Below are 16,592 nucleotides of genomic sequence, written 5' to 3'. Positions count from 1 at the left end.
TGGCTTCCCACATCACCTTATATTCGCATAGATTCGTATGCAGCGCGGGCCAACTTGGTTCCCGCAAGCCCTCAAACGCGAACACCGCAGATAGACAGGAACCATGGACGACCAGTTTTACCGCATGAAGCGCTTGCCGCCTTACGTCATCGCCGAAGTCAACGGCATGCGTCACGCGGCGCGACGTGCCGGAAAGGACATCATCGACCTTGGGATGGGCAATCCTGACCAGCCTCCGCCTCAGCATGTGATCGACAAGCTCTGCGAGGTTGCGCAAAAGCCCGACGCACATGGCTATTCGCAGTCGCGCGGGATCCCGGGACTGCGCCGGGCACAGGCAAAATATTACGAGCGCCGGTTTGGGGTCGATCTCGATCCCGAAAGCGAAGTCGTCGTAACGATGGGCTCGAAAGAAGGACTGGCAAGCCTGGCCAATGCGATCACAGCCCCAGGCGATGTCGTACTTGCGCCAAACCCGTCCTACCCGATCCACACGTTCGGTTTTATCATCGCAGGCGCGACCATTCGTGCTGTCCCTACCACCCCTGATGAAAACTATTGGCGCGCGCTTGAAAACGCGATGAACTTTACCGTGCCGCGCCCGAGCGTGTTGGTGGTCAATTATCCTTCCAACCCGACCGCTGAGGTTGTCGATCTTGCGTTCTACGAGCGTCTGGTGGAATGGGCCCGTGACAACAGCGTCTGGGTGCTGTCGGACCTCGCTTACTCAGAGCTATATTTCGACGGCAATCCGACACCGTCGATTATGCAGGTTAAAGGCGCGAAAGATGTCGCGATCGAATTTACCAGCATGAGCAAGACCTATTCCATGGCTGGATGGCGCATGGGCTTTGCAGTCGGAAACAAGCAACTTATCGCAGCCATGACGCGGGTTAAGAGCTATCTGGACTATGGCGCCTTCACCCCTATTCAGGCGGCAGCCTGCGCAGCGATCAACGGCCCTCAGGATATCGTCGAAAGCAATCGGCTGCTCTATCACAAGCGCCGCGATGTTATGGTCGAAGCGTTCGGTCGTGCAGGGTGGGATATCCCGCCCCCGCCTGCATCGATGTTTGCCTGGGCTCCCCTGCCGCCGGCGCTCAAGCATATGGGCAGTCTGGAATTTTCAAAGCAATTGCTGACTGAAGCGGAAGTCGCTGTTGCCCCAGGTGTAGGCTATGGCGAAGAAGGTGAGGGATTTGTCCGCATAGCGATGGTCGAGAATGAACAACGTTTACGCCAGGCGGCTCGCAATATTAAGCGTTGGTTTGGATCACTGGGAATAAACAGCGGAAATTGAATCACGAAGAATCAGCCACTTACGATCAACTGCTTGACTGAAACAGTCTTGGACTAAAGGTTAGTTACTGCAATACTTAATAGAGCCAGTATGTACGTTGAGGAAGACAAGATGAATCTTGCCATGCCGCAGAATCTGACTTCCCGTCAGAAATCTGTGATGGAGCGGATTGATCGCCGTGTTCCCATAAAGGTTATCGCCAATGAACTGGGTGTCTCGGAGACCCGGATCAACCAGCATATCCGCGCGCTCAAGGATATTTACGAAGCAGGCAGCCTCAACGAACTGGTTGAGAAATACCGGGCGTGTCAGCGCGCGCGCGGGATTGTGACCGAAAGTTCGCCCTTCAGGAAATCTGAATACACGAAAAATCAGCTCCCCGAATCCGCCGCTCTCACCAATGAATTGCGGCGGGACACATCGACGGTCCAGTCCGCTGGGTCGCAAGCTCCTGCCAAGTTATTCTCGGCATCAGGAGCGGACCAGTCAGAGCCGAAGATTGTTCCCGGGGTGCTCGATGGTGAACATGCCATCCTGTTTCGCCTGGCCGCGATCGTAGGGATCGCATTTGGCATTCTGGCGGCAGTTGTTCTGTCGGTCACGGCTGCCATGGCTATTAGCGAGGCCATGGATGGAGTTGCAACCATCCCCGTGGAAAATTGACGGCCGCTGAAGGAGCACAGCGTGTCCGTGGAGACCACACAATGTCTGATCGTATTCTCGCTGACGCCTACAATCTCAAGAAGCTTATCCGCGAAGCAGAGGCTGTTTCCGATGAAGCAATGCTCGCTTTCGCCAAGCTGCGCCAAGCGATGATCGCCGCACGCCAGAACCCGGCAGTGGAAGTGAACACCGGCCAGCGCGCGCTGTTCCGGCTCAGTCAGGCCGAACAGCAGGCAATGTCGATGTCGAACAATCTGGTGCGCGTCCATGAAGAGCTGAGCGCCGTTGCCCGCGAAGTTGCGCGCTCCGATGATGGCATTCCTACAGAGACAAAACCCTCTGCCATCATATCAGATGCTGACACGCTGGTAGAAGCAGGCTGAGCGCAGGAGGGCCCAGTGCTTGAGCTGGTGCTTGAATACCGCGACGAGGCGCAGTTTGTGGCGGGTCTTCTGATCTGCCTGGCTGCGCTTCGTTGGGGGGCAATGCCCGAACGTTGTGTAGCCCTGGTTTGGCTGCTTGTATTCGAGGGGGGCGATCTCGCTTATCTATTCCTGGTCAAAGACAGTAGCGACCTTGCTCAACTTGATATCTGGCACGCAGCAATGGACGGTACAGCGGCGATGCTGCTGTTACTCATCGGATTGCAGGCGAACCGCATGTACACACTGTGGATCGCAGCATTCCAGTTGGTGGCAGTGACATCTCACCTTGTCCGGGAATTGATCGCATCCATGACACCGATCTCTTATGCTTTGCTCTCGATCGGGCCCTCATATTTTCAACTGGCCTTGCTTTGCGGAGGAGTGATCTTCCACATCCGGCGCAAGCGCTTCTGGGGGGATTACAGAGACTGGCGAATGCCAAAGGCTGCAGCCAGCTCCAGCGTGTGAGCGCGCAGGTCTCTTCGCCTTAAACTCGTGCCAATCGGCGCAGGGGGGAATACGCAATGAATTCGGAGAATTCTCCACGTCCAGCGGCGGACAGAAATGTCATGATGCCGCGGTTTCTTGAAGCCGGAGAGATAACGCTTGATCTGTTCCACCGCGACGGGAGGGTTCAAGACAAGTGGCTGCACTTGCACCCCCGAGAATTCGCGCTGCTCTGGCGGATGGCGGAAAGCCCGGGTGAAGCTCTCAACCGAAAACAACTTCTGGAAGATGTCTGGCGGATCAATTTCGACCCTGAAACCAACAGCCTCGCCGTTCACATCTCGCGTCTGCGTGCGAAACTTGAGCCCTTTGGGCTTGAGCGGATAGTGGAAACACTGGCTGACGGGAGCTACCGTCTCAATGCGCCAATTGGCCCCGGTTCCTTTCGGTTTAGCCGCGCGCCTTGGTAGGAACTTCCGGTAAAGCTTGATTGCAAGCGGAAGGTGGACAGCGTGTCAGACTTGCGTCAGGAACGTTTCTCGGAAGCAGACGCAGAGAGGATCGTCGATGAGCCACAGCGATCGCGTAACGATCGAGCTTGGAAATGATGGCGTAGCCCAGGTGCGCCTTGTCCGCGCAGACAAAATGAATGCCCTTGATCCGGCGATGTTTGATGCGATCATCGAAGCAGGTGACCAGCTTGCCACAATGAGCGGCCTGCGCGCCGTCGTGCTTGCTGGCGAAGGGCGTGCATTTTGCGCAGGCCTCGATGTATCAGGCTTCTCGCAGCCGACAGGTTCAGGTGCGAAGACCCTCAGCGAACGCACCCACGGCAACGCCAATCTCCCGCAACAGGCCGCCATGACATGGCGCAATTGCCCCGTCCCGGTGTTAGCGGCCGTCCATGGCGTATGTTTTGGCGGTGGGCTGCAAATTGCGAGCGGGGCTGATATCCGCGTCGTTGCCCCCGACACACGCATGTCGATCATGGAAATGATGTGGGGTCTTGTCCCCGATATGGGCGGCTATGCCTTGTGGCGCGGCCTGGTGCGCAGCGATGTCTTGCGCGAGCTGATTTACACCAACCGCGAATTCACCGGCGAAGAAGCACTGCGCCTTGGCCTTGCGACCTTTGTCGATGCTGATCCTGTAACCAGGGCCACTGCGATCGCCAGGGAAATCGCCAGTCGCAATCCCGAAGCGATTCGCGCCGCGAAGAGACTGATGGATGTGATGGATGATGCTTCGACTGACGAGATCCTGCTTGCTGAAAGCGAGGAGCAGGACAAGATCATTCGCAAGCCCAATCAGGTCGAAGCGGTGATGGCGGCCATGCAGAAGCGTACACCCAATTTTACGGACGTCTGAAGGCTTGGCTTAGCCGAAGATCGCCACGCATTGCATACCGTCGAGCATTTGGTCGCCGTTCGTGTTCCACATTCTCAATCGTTCCGAGGAATAACCGTGGTCAGCTTGCTGGCTGGTGTTTTCCGACAGCCACCAGCCATCTTCAGTGGATGGCCGGGGATCGAGGACATTGAATGACCAGTTGATCGAACTGATCGGGCCATGACGTTCCATCGCGCGCATTGCGCCGGGAGGGAGGACGTCGCCCAGCAGGATAAGCTCACTGATCGGGTCTAGCCCGGTACTGTCCTTGAGCTTCGCCCAGCGCCTAACGGTCGGTAACCCGCGTCCGCGCTCTTCCTGCGCACGTCGGATTTCGAAATGCTCCTTGAGGAAGCGCGGCGCTCGTTCGGTCGACAGGCTCTCATTCTCAAGCGGCGCGCCAGGCCATGGTGAAACCCTCTCAGCGGCGTGCAGGGCGTTGGGTTCGCGTTCCGCGCCGAACAGGAAGAACGCGGTAAGCGCGCAGCCCTGATCGGTCCACATCTCGCTGCGAACCTGTGTCACATTGCGGCCCTGCCGCACGATCTCGTGACGCAGTTCGACGTCGGCGCCACTAGGCGCGACAAAGGCGATTTGAGCGGCGCGTAAAGGTGGCAGATCTTTGAATGTGCGGATCGCCGCGGTATAAGCGACCAGCGCGGATGCGCCCCCATAGAACGCACGGCCCTGCAACCATGTCTCATGGGCGCCCAACGTCACTTTGCCGCCGCCCGGCTTGATCGGTTCGAGAAGTTCCTGAATGCTCATGCCGCACGCTTTTGCCAATTGAAGCGCCTGCGTCCAGTGTGCCGTTACGGAAAGTCGAACAGCAAAATGGCTGTAAAGCGATTGCCTTGCGGAGCGGGAATCGCTAGGGGGCCGCTTCTCGTACCGAAAGGTCGGGCGAGGCCCGATGGCGGAGTGGTTACGCAGAGGACTGCAAATCCTTGCACGCCGGTTCGATTCCGGCTCGGGCCTCCACATATTTTCAGATGCGCTATGCGCGATCGCCAGTGCCGCTTTAGCTCAGTTGGTAGAGCACATCATTCGTAATGATGGGGTCACGTGTTCGAGTCACGTAAGCGGCACCACTCACTCCCGAAATCGACAGACTGCCGGCCGGCTTGCATGATGGCACCTTTGTAGCCCGCATTTCCGCGGGATTTGGCGCCTGCAACAATTCAGGTGAGGTCGCGAGACTGGCGGAGTGGGGTGTTCAGGCGGGATTTCAGGCCATAGTCTCAGTGAGCGGATTTCCAGACCTCACCTAGTTTTGGCGGGATCAGAATCCGAGAGCAGCTTTTTGGTTTGCCCAATCCAGCGGCAGATCCACCGCGAGCAGGGATCTGGGGCTGAGCGAAGGCGGCTGTCTACCAGCGAGGATCGCATCGATGATCTCGGGCGCAATCCACGAGAGACGGAATAGCCGGCTCATCCGCTTGCGGCAGCGACCGCTTGATGCGGCGACCTCGGCGATGGTCAGATCTGGTGCTGACAGTACTTTCTCCCTGATCGCCATGGATTCGCGCAGCAGCGACACCAGCGTCTCATCACGATGCGTCCGTGTTCCGTCGCCAATGATGAGTTTGATCTCCTCCCCCTTGCGGACGCGGCATACCGGAGCAGTGAGGGAAGGCATTTGTCTTGGGTCGACCTCCATCCCGAGAAGGTCCGATAAGCCGGAAAGGCACAGTGCAATCCTGATCGCATCGTCCCCGACCTCGACTTTTTCGACGAGTGCAGGAACCCTTGTGCGCCTATAGTAAGTGCTGGACCGCAGCTGCTCCGCCGTGCGCTTGCAGTGCGTGATGGCAGCAGCCAGCTTCCCGGCATCATCGGTCCCGACCAGCTTGCGGATGGTCCTCTGACAAAGCGAAACGAATCCCGGTGGCGAGATTGTCGACCACCGAAGGTTGCCATCCTGCATCCCTGAGCGCCAAAACAGCTTGGTTGCCGACTTAGCTGGCGCCCCCTGTAAGGAGGATAGGTGGTCAGTGGGCGGTCATGGAACGATCGCATCAATCAGTCTGGCATCCGGATGACTTTCTAACAGGCGGTTGATCCATCCGGGTTGTGAGTTGCGCTCAATGCAGGCGACTATACATCCACCGAACCCTCCGCCAGTAAGGCGCGCGCCAATTGCCCCGAGCTCAAAGGCACTTTGGACCAGGGCATCGATTTGCGGCAACGAGATCTCGAATACGTCTCGCATTGAGGCGTGGCTCTCATTCATCATACGGCCCAGCGTTTCGATGTCGCCAGACTGCAAGGCATCAATGGCAGCAAGAACGCGTCGATGTTCGGTTGCGCAATGCATCGCACGCCTCAAGAATGGCTCATTGCTCTCGACCCTTGCGAGCACTTCTGGTTCAATGAGGCAGAGATCATCGGTCCCAAAATACTTTTTGGCTCGATCGCATTCTAGTTTGCGAGCTGCGTATCGTCCGTCGGTCAGCTTGCGCTTTATGCCTGAGTGGATGACGACGAACTGATGCGATGAAGGTAAGGAAACCAGTTTGTAATCAATTGATTTGGTGTCGAGAGCCATTGCCGATCCGGGAGTAGCCAGCGCTACTGCCATTTGGTCCATAATCCCGCAGGGCACGCCCATATAGGAGTTCTCGACTCGGCGCGCTGCGATAGCCAACTCGATATCGGTTTGCGCGCCATCGGTAACTGCGCGCGCTGCCTTGAGGATTGCCACAATCAGTGCGGCGCTCGAAGATAGACCCGCGCCTTCGGGAATGGTCGAATGCACATTAAGACTGGCACCGCCGGTGAGAAGGCCTAGCGCATTAGCTTCGCGCAAGGCGCCAACGCACGGATCGGACCAGTGGCCGCTTGCTTGATCGCTGAGGGTCCGTTTCGCGGGGCCCGCATGGCTTTCTGCAATGACTGTTATGTCGTCGTCTGCTCGTGGTATGAGCGTCGCTTCCAGCCGCACCGAAAGCGCCGCTGGAAGCACCATTCCCCCATTGTAATCGGTATGCTCGCCAATGAGGTTGACACGGCCTGGCACAACGGCAGAAAAGCTCTCAAGCATGGCGGCCAATCTCTCGCAATTGTACCGCAGCGCTTTCTGGCATGACATCTACGGTGAAAGTGCCGGTATGCTGCTCGACCGAGGCAAGATACTTGACGTGGCCCTTCGCTCGCAGGAGCGGGTAGAATTGGATAGTGAAGTGGTAATTCGCCGATCCTGAGCGCGGTGCGGCGTGAAATGCCATCATCGTTGCAGCGGGCCGCTGAAACAATGAATCGTAGCGGCGCGTAATCTCACCAAGCCAGTACGCAAGGGATTCCAGTTCTTCATCTGTGCATTCCCATGGTCCCTCGCGGCGGGCGCGCGGCGCTAACCAGGTTTCGTAGGGAAAGCGAGCAAAGCGGGGTACGAAGGCGGCAATCCCTCCTTCCTCGCCAATTCCGAAATCGGGCATTGCTGTCATGATTTCGCTCGAAAGGTCGAAGCCGGCAGCGAAGGCATCGATTGCCCGCTGCTGGACCGCGGGAATGCGTTTAAACCCATAGATTTGTCCGTGCGGGTGATTGAGAGTGACGCCTACTTCATCGCCCCGGTTTTCGAAGGGCAGGACATAGTCGAGGCCTGCACCAAACAGCGCTTCATAGCGGTCGAGCAAGGCGGCTATCAGCAGGTTGCGGCGGTCCTGACCGATCGTAAACAAACTCCCTGTCGGCTCTGGCGAGTATACGACGACCTCGCAGGCTCCCGAAGCTGGCTCACAGGCGCTTCCTGCCAAGTCGCTCGCGTTATCCGCGCTCGGATGAAACGCAGCAAACTTGTTCTCGAAAACCGCGAGCTCGAAATCGTCGAAGGGAATCTCAGTTGTAGGTCCGCCCGGGCGCGTCGGTGCCAGCGGGTCCTCGGCAGTCGCTGGTTTGAAGGTTCGGTTTTGCCTGTGCGCTGCATAAACGTTCCATTCGCCACGCAGAGGATGGTGGCGCATCTCCCCACCTTGCACAATCGGATCTGTACCTTCGGGCTGGGGCGCAGCTCTGTGGGGCTTATTCCCATAGAGATAGAGCATGCGCCCGTCGGCCTTGCGATGATCGTGGCGATAAACCTGTCTCTTTCTGGCGCCAGTGAGACCCAGATTGATGCAATTGCCCGATGACGTCATGGTCTGCTCACCCCGTCTCTTGTCCTTGTCGATGCGGGCGGAGAATTAACGGCTGAAACCGCGGCCGCGGCGCGGCATGGCTCAAGAAAAATTAAGGATTGGATCATCTGAACACCAGAACAACACGACAATGGACAGGCTGAGTGCGATAAGGAGAAGCAAGAGAGTTCGGTAATTCTTGTGCGATGGCATTTTGCGGAGACTCAGGGCCTCCGACTGGAAGTCGGTTTGTTTCCAGATGAGCGCGTCGATCTGGGCTTTTCCCGACGCTGGAGAGGTAAGGCTGCCCACTGCAATTGACGTGGTACTGGCTGCAAAACGAGCGGTGCCGCGTGGATGAAACGCAGCGACAACTGATCGATAAGATTTACCATTAAAAAGAGAGCCCCGCCAGCCAGTGTCGCGAATACGACGCCGAAAAAGGCGCCTCGAGCATTGGCTCGCGGCCAGAAGAGGCCGAAGAGGAACAATGCCGCAACCGGCGGGAGTTCGCAGCACAAGATGCTCTGCAGATACTGAAACAGCGACGGAAAGTTGGCGATCTATGGCGACTAAGCAGCCGCGAGGACCATGAAAATGGCGTTACTATCTGCCCTGTCCGCATAAGCTGCCTACAACTCAAATTGGGTCATTTCAGCCGGACAAAGTCCATTGTCAACAGTGTCGAGGCGGAGTTGAGCGTGGAATCCACCTGCGACACCAAAGCAGCGATGAACCCTGCGACAACGAGACCTGTGAAACCGACCGGGAAGAGCTCGAAGACGAGCGTCGGATAACCGCACGAGAACCTATCCTTGCAATCGCAATCGCGCTAAATGCCAAGGCTTCCCGGATTGAGAATGCCTTTGGGGTCAAGTTCTGCCTTCAAGGCCCTCAGCAATGCCCAGTGTGCCGGGTTGTGATCCTGGGCCAACGGGTACACCTTGCCGACTTGCAAATGCACAGCGCCATGCTTGTGCATGAGCTCGACCACGCGCTTCTTGATCCGCAATACCTCACGCTCCGCTTCCTCCGAGCGCGGGTAGGTAGGAAGGCTGCTCAAATGATCCGCTTCCACAATCCGTTCGTGGAAGCGGTTGCGCGCATCGGGCCAATAGAATGTCGGCTCATACACAAATTCAGTCGAGCCCACCGCCATGAACATTGCGCCGAGATCAACCTGGTGGCGTTCGAGCACTGCGCGCTCTTCCTCGAACAGCGCTTGCAGTGCGCAGTTGAATGGAACCACTTCGCTATGAGCCAAAAGCGCGTGGCACGGCAGCCAGCGCTCTCCCTTCGGCCCCAGGATGTTGTGAAAGGGGGCGAACGGCATCGCTCGCACAACTTCAGGTACGGAATTTGGAATTTCAGTGCCGAACCTTGCCCCGATCCTCTTCACCCGGCGGATTTTTGCGTCCGCTTCCGCCTGATCGGCCCCTTCAACGATGAAATGGCCAGCGAAGGGGGCGGTCGCGATGGCCTGCTCGCCTGATGCGGCCATGCGGGCGAGCTTGGCGGCACCTTTGACCAGACCTGATTGCTTCACGATCTTGCCCGCCATCTCCACCTTGGCTGACGTATCTGCCTTGCCCAGTTGGCCTTGCTGGAGCGTTGCATTGAGCCCGAAGTTTTCCTCGACAAGATCTTCCAGCGCAATTTCGCGGAAACACGCGTGGAGATTTTCAAACTCTGTGAAAGCGAAGCTTGCCGCAGCGAATGCCGGAGGGGCCTTAACCAGCGGCAAGGTGATACGGGCCTTGATCCCCAGCGCGCCGCAATCACCTGTAAAAACGCCGGTGAGGTCCGGGCCATAATGGCGGCTGAATGGCGCGGTGCCTTCCGACAGTGCGCTTCCGGTGCGCAGGAGTTCGCCTTTGCCGGTGATGACTTCAAGGCAAAGCACGCAATCGGACGCAGCGCCTTTGCCGTGACTGATGGCGTTGTTGGACGTTCCGCCGCCGACTGTTGCAAAAAGGCCTGAATAGCTGCCCCAGAACGGGGTCTTGAACCCCTTTGCCAGCACCGCCTCGCGCAGCCGCGCCCAGGTGACACCGGCTTCGACTGTGACCGTCGCATTGGCCTCGCTGATCTCGATGCGGTTGAGCCTGCTGCTATCGATGGTGATGCCGCCGTCCTCCATGTGGGCATAGGCGTCAGTATAGCTCGCCCCGCCACCGCGCGTGACGATCGGCGTGCCGCTCTCGTAAGCCAAACGAACCACTTCGGCGAGTTCGCTGACGCTGCCCGGACGGACAACGGCCACGGGCGTTTTGCCAGCCCTGAACACGTCATGCGCGAAGAACAGGCGCTCTTCTTCGTCGAGGATGACGTTCTCACTGCCGATTTGCTGTGCAATTGCTTCAACCACTGACATCGGCTTTTCCCCGCTTCGAACCTTGGCTCAACCAGACCCGTTTTGCATGCTTGGCCAGATCAGCCCTTTGATCAGATCCCGTATAGCCGCTCTGCGATGAACCGTTATGGTGGCCTGCTCCACAAGCATAGCGAGTGTCCGTGCATCTGCCGGTCTCTCGGGGTTGAGCAAGAGGAGGGCGCGGACCTTATTTACAGATATAAAAATATCTTTATATCCTCTATCCCATGCAAGTTGAAGCGATCTTCCGGGCCTTGGCCGATCCCACCCGTTTGCGCATTTTGCGCCTGCTGGGGACGATGGAGCTTGCCGTCGGAGAGCTCGCGCAAGTGCTTGGGCAAAGCCAGCCGCGCGTGTCGCGCCATGTCGGCATACTGTGCGATGCAGGGCTTGCGGAGCGCAGGCGCGAGGGGAGCTGGGTGTTTCTGCGTTCCGTTTCGGCAAACGAGACGGGCTCGTTGATCAGCGATGGCATCGCCGAGCTGCTATCCGAAGCGGAATTGGAAGACGCCGAATTCGGGGCGCAATGCAAGGATGACCGGAAAAAGCTGACGGCTGTTCGCGCTGCCCGGCAGAAGACCGCCGAAGACTATTTTACGCGCCACGCATCGCAGTGGGATGAACTGCGTAGCCTGCACAGCCCCGACGGATTGGTCGAACAGGCCTTGCTGGACCTGCTCGGCGATCAGCCGCTGGGACGAGTGCTCGATATCGGCACTGGCACCGGCCGAATGGCAGAGCTGTTCGCGGAACATGCGGATCACATTGTTGCGCTCGACAACAGCCTCGAGATGCTTCGCGTGGCGCGCGCAAAACTCCAGCACCTGCCAGCGCAGAAAGTCGAACTGGTGCAAGGGGACTTCACCAGCCTGCCGTTCAATAAAGCCAGTTTCGATACAATATTGCTTCACCAAGTGCTCCATTTCGCGCAGGAACCTCAACAAGCGCTTGCTGAAGCGGCCCGCGTCGCGCGCGGTGGAGCAAAGATTGCGATCGTCGATTTTGCTGCGCACGGGCATGAAGATCTGCGCGAGAAACATGCGCATGCAAGGCTCGGCTTTTCCGACACTCAAATGGAGGAACTGCTCGCAGCATCGGGGTTTGAGCATAGCGCAGAGGCAGTGCTGGATGGCGGAGAATTGACGGTGAAAATATGGATCGGGCGTCGAAGCGGCGGGGCCGAAAAAGATCAAGGCAAGGAGAATTCCATATGACCGCTTCGCATGATTGTGGTCTCGATCCAGCAGCTGAAGCACGCACGGCATCGGATGCGCCGCTGTTTTCAGATCTGCCTGGCGATATCGGGATCAGTTTTGAGTTCTTTCCGCCCAAAACCGAAAAAATGTCGCAAATCTTGTGGGACAGCGTCGAGACGCTGGCACCGCTTGGACCGCGCTTTGTCTCGGTTACCTATGGTGCGGGCGGGTCGACACGTGAGCGAACGCATGATGCCGTCGTTCGCATAAACAAGGAAACCAGCATCCCTGCTGCCGCACACCTCACCTGCGTCAACGCCACACGCGAAGAGGTGGATGAGGTTGCGCGCCATTATTGGGAAAGCGGTATCCGCCATCTGGTCGCGCTGCGCGGCGATCCGCCAGACGGTGGCGGGCACTATACGCCGCATCCGGGTGGGTATGAGAATGCGGTCGACCTGATCGGTGGCCTCAAGAAAGTCGCCGATTTCGAGGTGTCGGTCGCGGCCTATCCTGAAGTGCACCCGGATTCGCCAGATGCGCAGACTGATCTCGACAATCTCAAGGCCAAGTTCGACGCAGGCGCGGATCGGGCAATCACGCAGTTCTTCTTCGAACCCGATTGCTTCTTCCGTTTCCGAGACAAGGCGGCTGCGGCAGGGATCGATGCGGAGATCGTGCCGGGCATCATGCCCGTGATGAGCTTCGCTGCGGTCCAGCGCATGTCGAACATGTGCGGCACGGCGATTCCGGCATGGATGGAAGGCCTGTTCGATGGCCTCGATGAACGTCCGGAGGCACGCCAGCTGGTCAGCGCGACCATCGCTGCTGAACTGTGCCGCAAGCTTTACGCTGGCGGTGTGCGCAATTTCCACTTCTACACGCTTAATCGGGCAGAGCTCAGCTATGCGATCTGCCACATGCTGGGCGTGCGCCCGAAAGGGGAAGCGGAATGACTTCGCGCGAGAGACTTCTGGCTGAGGCTGCCAAGCGCATTCTCATTTTCGATGGCGCGTTCGGGACGCAGATCCAGAATCGCAAGCTTACCGAAGAAGACTATGCGGGTGATCTGGGGCTCAAGGCGGACCAGAAGGGCAATAACGATATCCTTGCGTTGACGCGGCCTGACGTGATCGAAGACATTACGCGCAACTATCTGGATGCGGGATCGGACGTGATCTCGACCAACACATTTTCCGCAAACCGGATCAGCCAGGCCGATTATGCGGCGGAAGACCTGGTCGCTGCGATCAACATCGCGAGCGGCAAGATCGCGCGCGGGCTAGCTAACGAATATACCGCCAGGGACGGGCGTCCTCGATTTGTTGCGGGCGCGATTGGTCCCACCAACAAGACGCTCTCGCTTTCGCCCGACGTGGAAGACCCCGGTTTCCGCGAGATCGATTTTGACGAGCTTGTTGCGGTGTACAAGGAACAGGCTGCCGCGCTGATCGAAGGCGGATGCGATTTCATCCTGATCGAGACGGTGTTCGATACATTGAACGCCAAGGCCGGGATCATGGCGGTCAAGCAGCTTGAAGCAGACCTTGGGCGCGAAGTGCCGGTGATGATCTCCATGACGCTCACTGACTTGTCCGGGCGCAACCTGTCCGGCCATACGGTCGAAGCGTTCTGGTACGCGGTGCGCCACGCGAAGCCCATCACGATCGGGCTCAATTGCAGCTTTGGCGCAGACCAATTGCGTCCGCATGTACAGGCGCTTTCGGGCATCGCAGACACGCTGTTGATGGCCTATCCCAATGCCGGCTTGCCCAATGAACTTGGCGAATATGACGAGTTGCCGGAAACCACGGCTTCGCTCGTGAAGCTCTGGGCGGAAAACGGGCAAGCGAATATTCTGGGCGGCTGTTGTGGGTCTTCACCAGCGCATATCGCCGCGATTGCGAAGGCGGTGGAGGGACTGCCTCCGCGCAAGGTTCCGCAACCCGAAACAGCCATGCGTCTGGCGGGCCTTGAACCCTTCGTGGTGGCTGCCTGATGTCTCAGCAAGCAAGTTCAGCGCGCTTCATCAATGTGGGTGAGCGCACCAATGTCACCGGCTCTGCCCGGTTCAAGAAACTCATCATGGCGGATGATTACACGACCGCCGTTGAAGTCGCGCGCCAGCAGGTAGAAAACGGCGCGCAGGTGATCGACGTCAACATGGACGAAGGCCTGCTCGACGCTGAAAAGGCGATGACGACCTTCCTTAAGCTGATCGCGGCAGAGCCTGACATTGCACGCGTTCCCGTGATGATTGACAGCTCCAAATGGGACGTGATCGAAGCCGGGCTAAAATGCGTGTCGGGCAAGCCGATTGTCAATTCGATAAGCATGAAGGAGGGCGAGGAGCCCTTCCTTGAGCAGGCGCACAAGTGCATGAATTACGGCGCAGCCGTGGTGGTGATGGCTTTCGACGAGACCGGTCAGGCTGACACCAAGGCGCGCAAGGTCGAGATCTGCAAGCGCGCCTATGACCTGCTCACCAGTATCGGTTTTCCGCCCGAGGATATCATTTTTGATCCGAACATCTTCGCTGTGGCGACGGGGATCGAGGAACATGACCGCTATGGCCTGGACTTCATCGAAGCGGTCAAGGAGATCAAGACGCTCTGCCCCCATGCCAAGACCAGCGGCGGCCTTTCGAACCTCTCTTTCAGCTTCCGCGGCAATGAGACTGTCCGCCGTGCGATGCATTCGGTGTTCCTGTATCATGCGATCCCAGCCGGGCTCGACATGGCGATTGTCAATGCAGGCCAGCTCGACATTTATGACGGCATTGATTCGGAGCTGCGGGACGCTTGCGAGGACGTGATCCTCATGCGCCGTGCGGACGCGACCGAGCGGCTGATTGATCTCGCCGAAAGCTATAAGGGCAAGTCTGTCGCGGATGAGAAAGCGGCAGAGGAATGGCGCGGTTGGCCGGTTGAAAAGCGGCTTGAACACGCTCTTGTCAAAGGGATCGACGCGCATATCGTTGACGACACGGAAATCATGCGCGCCGCTACAGAAGAAGCTGGCGGGCGCCCGATCGAAGTGATCGAAGGCCCGCTGATGGACGGCATGAACGTCGTCGGTGACCTGTTCGGCAGCGGCAAGATGTTCCTGCCGCAAGTGGTCAAGTCCGCTCGTGTTATGAAGAAGGCTGTCGCCCATCTCATCCCCTTCATCGAAGCGGAAAAGGAATTGCTGCCCGAGGCTGAGCGTAGCTCGAAGGGTACGATCATCATGGCAACGGTAAAAGGCGATGTGCACGATATCGGCAAGAACATCGTCGGTGTCGTGCTACAGTGCAATGGCTATGAAGTCGTGGACCTGGGCGTGATGGTGCCGTGGCAGGATATCCTGAAGTCTGCCAACGACAACAAGGCGGACATGATCGGGCTTTCCGGACTCATCACGCCCTCGCTCGACGAAATGGTCACCGTTGCTGAGGAAATGCAGCGCGCGGAAATGACCATGCCGCTGTTGATTGGCGGGGCGACCACCAGCAAGGTCCACACCGCACTTAAGATCGACCCGGCTTACGAAGGGCCGGTCATCCACGTCCTCGATGCAAGCCGTGCTGTCGGCGTCGCTTCAAAGCTGTTGTCGGATACGCTTAAAGACGATTTTGTCGGCGAGACTGCCAGTGAGTATCAGAAGGTCCGCGATGCTCGCGAAGGCAAGGGGCAGAGCGTCCTCCTCTCCCTGGAGGAAGCGCGCGCGAACTATTACGATGCGTACCTGTCAGACAAGCCCGCACCGCCTGTCAAGCCCGGTGTCCATGTGTTCGACGACTGGGATCTCGCGGATCTGCGCGACTATATCGACTGGACGCCGTTCTTTCGCGCATGGGAGCTTCACGGCAACTATCCCGCCATCCTTAAGGACGAAGTGGTCGGCGAGACCGCGAGCCAGCTGTTCGACGACGCCAATGCGATGCTCGATCAGATCATTGGCGAGAAATGGCTCACTGCACGCGGGGCGGCTGGTTTCTGGCCCTGCGCGCGTGATGGCGATGATGTGACGATCCACCGCGTGAACCGCGAAGAACATGTCGTGCTCCCCTTCCTGCGCCAGCAAGTGAAGAAGAGCCGCGACCGTGCGAATATGTGCCTGGCGGATTTCATCGACCCGGCAGGCGACTGGATCGGCGGCTTTGCCGTTGGGATTCACGGGATTGAGCCGCATTCCGCGCGTTTCCTCGCAGACAAGGATGATTATTCTGACATCCTTCTGAAGGCACTGGCAGACCGCTTTGCGGAAGCCTTCGCCGAACGCCTGCACTTGCACGTCCGCACCGATCTGTGGGGCTATGCGCCGAGTGAACAACTCGACAATGAAGCGCTCATCAAGGAGCAGTATCGCGGAATTCGCCCGGCTCCCGGTTATCCGGCCTGTCCCGATCATTCCTTGAAGCCGATCCTGTTCGAGCTGCTGGATGCAGAAAAGAACACCGGGCTTAGCCTGACAGAAAACTTCGCCATGTACCCGACTGCTGCGGTTAGCGGGTTTTACTTCGGTCATCCCGAATCGCAGTATTTCGGCGTGGCGCGGATCGGACGCGATCAGCTCGAAGACTATGCCAAACGCCGAGGAGTGGACATTTCCACGGCAGAGCGATGGCTAAGGCCTAATCTCGATTGACGCTACCGGTTGGATAGCACACAGACATAAGACCGCCGCAGGAGCGATTCT

Annotated in this window: 16 protein-coding genes, 2 tRNA genes and 1 pseudogene; 12 read left to right on the top strand and 7 right to left on the bottom strand. The window is 58.2% G+C overall.

Going from position 1 to position 16,592, the window contains the following annotated elements:
- The first annotated feature begins 103 nt into the window (after window positions 1–103).
- The 6 genes from ACG9DO_RS00865 (at window position 104) to ACG9DO_RS00840 (ending at window position 4,203) form a co-directional block, all read left to right on the top strand.
- Window positions 104–1,300, top strand: a complete 1,197-nt coding sequence (locus ACG9DO_RS00865; protein ID WP_394729735.1) for an LL-diaminopimelate aminotransferase — start codon at window positions 104–106, stop codon at window positions 1,298–1,300.
- A gap of 90 nt (window positions 1,301–1,390) precedes the next feature.
- Window positions 1,391–1,963 (top strand): hypothetical protein, encoded by a 573-nt coding sequence (locus ACG9DO_RS00860; RefSeq protein WP_394729733.1) that lies wholly within the window; start codon window positions 1,391–1,393, stop codon window positions 1,961–1,963.
- Between the two features lie 41 nt (window positions 1,964–2,004).
- The gene (locus ACG9DO_RS00855; RefSeq protein WP_394729732.1) at window positions 2,005–2,346 is read left to right on the top strand and encodes a hypothetical protein; all 342 of its coding nucleotides are present in this window, start codon (window positions 2,005–2,007) and stop codon (window positions 2,344–2,346) included.
- A 15-nt stretch (window positions 2,347–2,361) separates the two neighbouring features.
- Window positions 2,362–2,856: a hypothetical protein gene (locus tag ACG9DO_RS00850; protein WP_394729730.1), complete on the top strand. Its 495-nt coding sequence runs from the start codon at window positions 2,362–2,364 to the stop codon at window positions 2,854–2,856.
- A gap of 101 nt (window positions 2,857–2,957) precedes the next feature.
- Window positions 2,958–3,305 (top strand): winged helix-turn-helix domain-containing protein, encoded by a 348-nt coding sequence (locus ACG9DO_RS00845; RefSeq protein WP_394729728.1) that lies wholly within the window; start codon window positions 2,958–2,960, stop codon window positions 3,303–3,305.
- Between the two features lie 97 nt (window positions 3,306–3,402).
- A complete protein-coding gene (locus ACG9DO_RS00840) occupies window positions 3,403–4,203 on the top strand; it encodes a crotonase/enoyl-CoA hydratase family protein (protein WP_394729726.1) in 801 nt (266 codons plus the stop codon).
- Window positions 4,204–4,212: 9 nt separating this feature from the next.
- Here the strand turns inward: ACG9DO_RS00840 and ACG9DO_RS00835 are convergent, their stop codons facing one another.
- The gene (locus tag ACG9DO_RS00835; protein ID WP_394729724.1) at window positions 4,213–4,992 is read right to left on the bottom strand and encodes an acyl-CoA thioesterase; all 780 of its coding nucleotides are present in this window, start codon (window positions 4,990–4,992) and stop codon (window positions 4,213–4,215) included.
- A 139-nt stretch (window positions 4,993–5,131) separates the two neighbouring features.
- Between ACG9DO_RS00835 and ACG9DO_RS00830 the strand changes: the two genes are divergently transcribed.
- Together ACG9DO_RS00830 and ACG9DO_RS00825 are read left to right on the top strand one after the other, a co-directional pair.
- Window positions 5,132–5,205 (top strand) — tRNA-Cys (locus tag ACG9DO_RS00830).
- 34 nt (window positions 5,206–5,239) lie between these two features.
- Window positions 5,240–5,315: transfer RNA gene (locus tag ACG9DO_RS00825), tRNA-Thr, on the top strand.
- Window positions 5,316–5,506: 191 nt separating this feature from the next.
- Here ACG9DO_RS00825 and ACG9DO_RS00820 read toward each other — a convergent pair.
- The 6 genes and pseudogenes from ACG9DO_RS00820 to ACG9DO_RS00795 all read right to left on the bottom strand — a co-directional run bounded on the left by ACG9DO_RS00820 (window position 5,507) and on the right by ACG9DO_RS00795 (window position 10,716).
- Window positions 5,507–5,884: a hypothetical protein gene (locus ACG9DO_RS00820; RefSeq protein WP_394729722.1), complete on the bottom strand. Its 378-nt coding sequence runs from the start codon at window positions 5,882–5,884 to the stop codon at window positions 5,507–5,509.
- 342 nt (window positions 5,885–6,226) lie between these two features.
- Complete coding sequence (gene galK / locus ACG9DO_RS00815) at window positions 6,227–7,267, bottom strand: galactokinase (RefSeq protein ID WP_394731155.1); 1,041 nt, start codon at window positions 7,265–7,267, stop codon at window positions 6,227–6,229.
- Window positions 7,260–8,189: a galactose-1-phosphate uridylyltransferase gene (locus ACG9DO_RS00810; RefSeq protein ID WP_394729720.1), complete on the bottom strand. Its 930-nt coding sequence runs from the start codon at window positions 8,187–8,189 to the stop codon at window positions 7,260–7,262. The genes galK and ACG9DO_RS00810 overlap by 8 nt, the downstream gene beginning before the upstream one ends.
- Window positions 8,190–8,566: 377 nt before the next feature.
- Complete coding sequence (locus ACG9DO_RS00805) at window positions 8,567–8,875, bottom strand: hypothetical protein (RefSeq protein ID WP_394731154.1); 309 nt, start codon at window positions 8,873–8,875, stop codon at window positions 8,567–8,569.
- A gap of 116 nt (window positions 8,876–8,991) precedes the next feature.
- Window positions 8,992–9,129 (bottom strand): annotated as a pseudogene (locus ACG9DO_RS00800) (hypothetical protein); the annotation flags it as partial.
- A 45-nt stretch (window positions 9,130–9,174) separates the two neighbouring features.
- The gene (locus tag ACG9DO_RS00795) at window positions 9,175–10,716 is read right to left on the bottom strand and encodes an FAD-binding oxidoreductase (protein ID WP_394729718.1); all 1,542 of its coding nucleotides are present in this window, start codon (window positions 10,714–10,716) and stop codon (window positions 9,175–9,177) included.
- Window positions 10,717–10,943: 227 nt separating this feature from the next.
- Between ACG9DO_RS00795 and ACG9DO_RS00790 the strand changes: the two genes are divergently transcribed.
- Genes ACG9DO_RS00790 through metH form a run of 4 tightly spaced genes read left to right on the top strand, consistent with a single transcriptional unit; the run spans window position 10,944 to window position 16,541 of the window.
- The gene (locus ACG9DO_RS00790) at window positions 10,944–11,930 is read left to right on the top strand and encodes an ArsR/SmtB family transcription factor (protein WP_394729716.1); all 987 of its coding nucleotides are present in this window, start codon (window positions 10,944–10,946) and stop codon (window positions 11,928–11,930) included.
- Window positions 11,927–12,868 (top strand): methylenetetrahydrofolate reductase, encoded by a 942-nt coding sequence (gene metF, locus ACG9DO_RS00785; RefSeq protein WP_394729714.1) that lies wholly within the window; start codon window positions 11,927–11,929, stop codon window positions 12,866–12,868. Before ACG9DO_RS00790 ends, metF begins: the two co-directional genes overlap by 4 nt.
- Entirely contained in the window at window positions 12,865–13,911 is a 1,047-nt protein-coding gene (locus ACG9DO_RS00780; RefSeq protein ID WP_394729712.1) for a homocysteine S-methyltransferase family protein, read from the top strand. The genes metF and ACG9DO_RS00780 overlap by 4 nt, the downstream gene beginning before the upstream one ends.
- Window positions 13,911–16,541 (top strand): methionine synthase, encoded by a 2,631-nt coding sequence (metH, locus tag ACG9DO_RS00775; RefSeq protein ID WP_394729710.1) that lies wholly within the window; start codon window positions 13,911–13,913, stop codon window positions 16,539–16,541. The genes ACG9DO_RS00780 and metH overlap by 1 nt, the downstream gene beginning before the upstream one ends.
- Window positions 16,542–16,592: the final 51 nt, after the last annotated feature.

It is taken from the genome of Altererythrobacter sp. GH1-8 (genome assembly GCF_043702085.1).
GTDB lineage: Bacteria > Pseudomonadota > Alphaproteobacteria > Sphingomonadales > Sphingomonadaceae > Erythrobacter.
This window is presented reverse-complemented; position numbering and strand designations above follow the sequence as displayed.

Excerpts from the sequence above, each read along its gene's own strand:
- ACG9DO_RS00865 (WP_394729735.1), top strand. The coding sequence starts at position 104 with ATGGACGACCAGTTTTACCGCATGAAGCGCTTGCCGCCTTACGTCATC.
- ACG9DO_RS00860 (WP_394729733.1), top strand. The coding sequence starts at position 1,391 with ATGTACGTTGAGGAAGACAAGATGAATCTTGCCATGCCGCAGAATCTG.
- ACG9DO_RS00855 (WP_394729732.1), top strand. The coding sequence starts at position 2,005 with ATGTCTGATCGTATTCTCGCTGACGCCTACAATCTCAAGAAGCTTATC.
- ACG9DO_RS00845 (WP_394729728.1), top strand. The coding sequence starts at position 2,958 with ATGATGCCGCGGTTTCTTGAAGCCGGAGAGATAACGCTTGATCTGTTC.
- ACG9DO_RS00840 (WP_394729726.1), top strand. The coding sequence starts at position 3,403 with ATGAGCCACAGCGATCGCGTAACGATCGAGCTTGGAAATGATGGCGTA.
- ACG9DO_RS00835 (WP_394729724.1), bottom strand. The coding sequence starts at position 4,992 with ATGAGCATTCAGGAACTTCTCGAACCGATCAAGCCGGGCGGCGGCAAA.
- ACG9DO_RS00820 (WP_394729722.1), bottom strand. The coding sequence starts at position 5,884 with ATGGAGGTCGACCCAAGACAAATGCCTTCCCTCACTGCTCCGGTATGC.
- galK (WP_394731155.1), bottom strand. The coding sequence starts at position 7,267 with ATGCTTGAGAGCTTTTCTGCCGTTGTGCCAGGCCGTGTCAACCTCATT.
- ACG9DO_RS00810 (WP_394729720.1), bottom strand. The coding sequence starts at position 8,189 with ATGCGCCACCATCCTCTGCGTGGCGAATGGAACGTTTATGCAGCGCAC.
- ACG9DO_RS00795 (WP_394729718.1), bottom strand. The coding sequence starts at position 10,716 with ATGTCAGTGGTTGAAGCAATTGCACAGCAAATCGGCAGTGAGAACGTC.
- ACG9DO_RS00790 (WP_394729716.1), top strand. The coding sequence starts at position 10,944 with ATGCAAGTTGAAGCGATCTTCCGGGCCTTGGCCGATCCCACCCGTTTG.
- metF (WP_394729714.1), top strand. The coding sequence starts at position 11,927 with ATGACCGCTTCGCATGATTGTGGTCTCGATCCAGCAGCTGAAGCACGC.
- ACG9DO_RS00780 (WP_394729712.1), top strand. The coding sequence starts at position 12,865 with ATGACTTCGCGCGAGAGACTTCTGGCTGAGGCTGCCAAGCGCATTCTC.
- metH (WP_394729710.1), top strand. The coding sequence starts at position 13,911 with ATGTCTCAGCAAGCAAGTTCAGCGCGCTTCATCAATGTGGGTGAGCGC.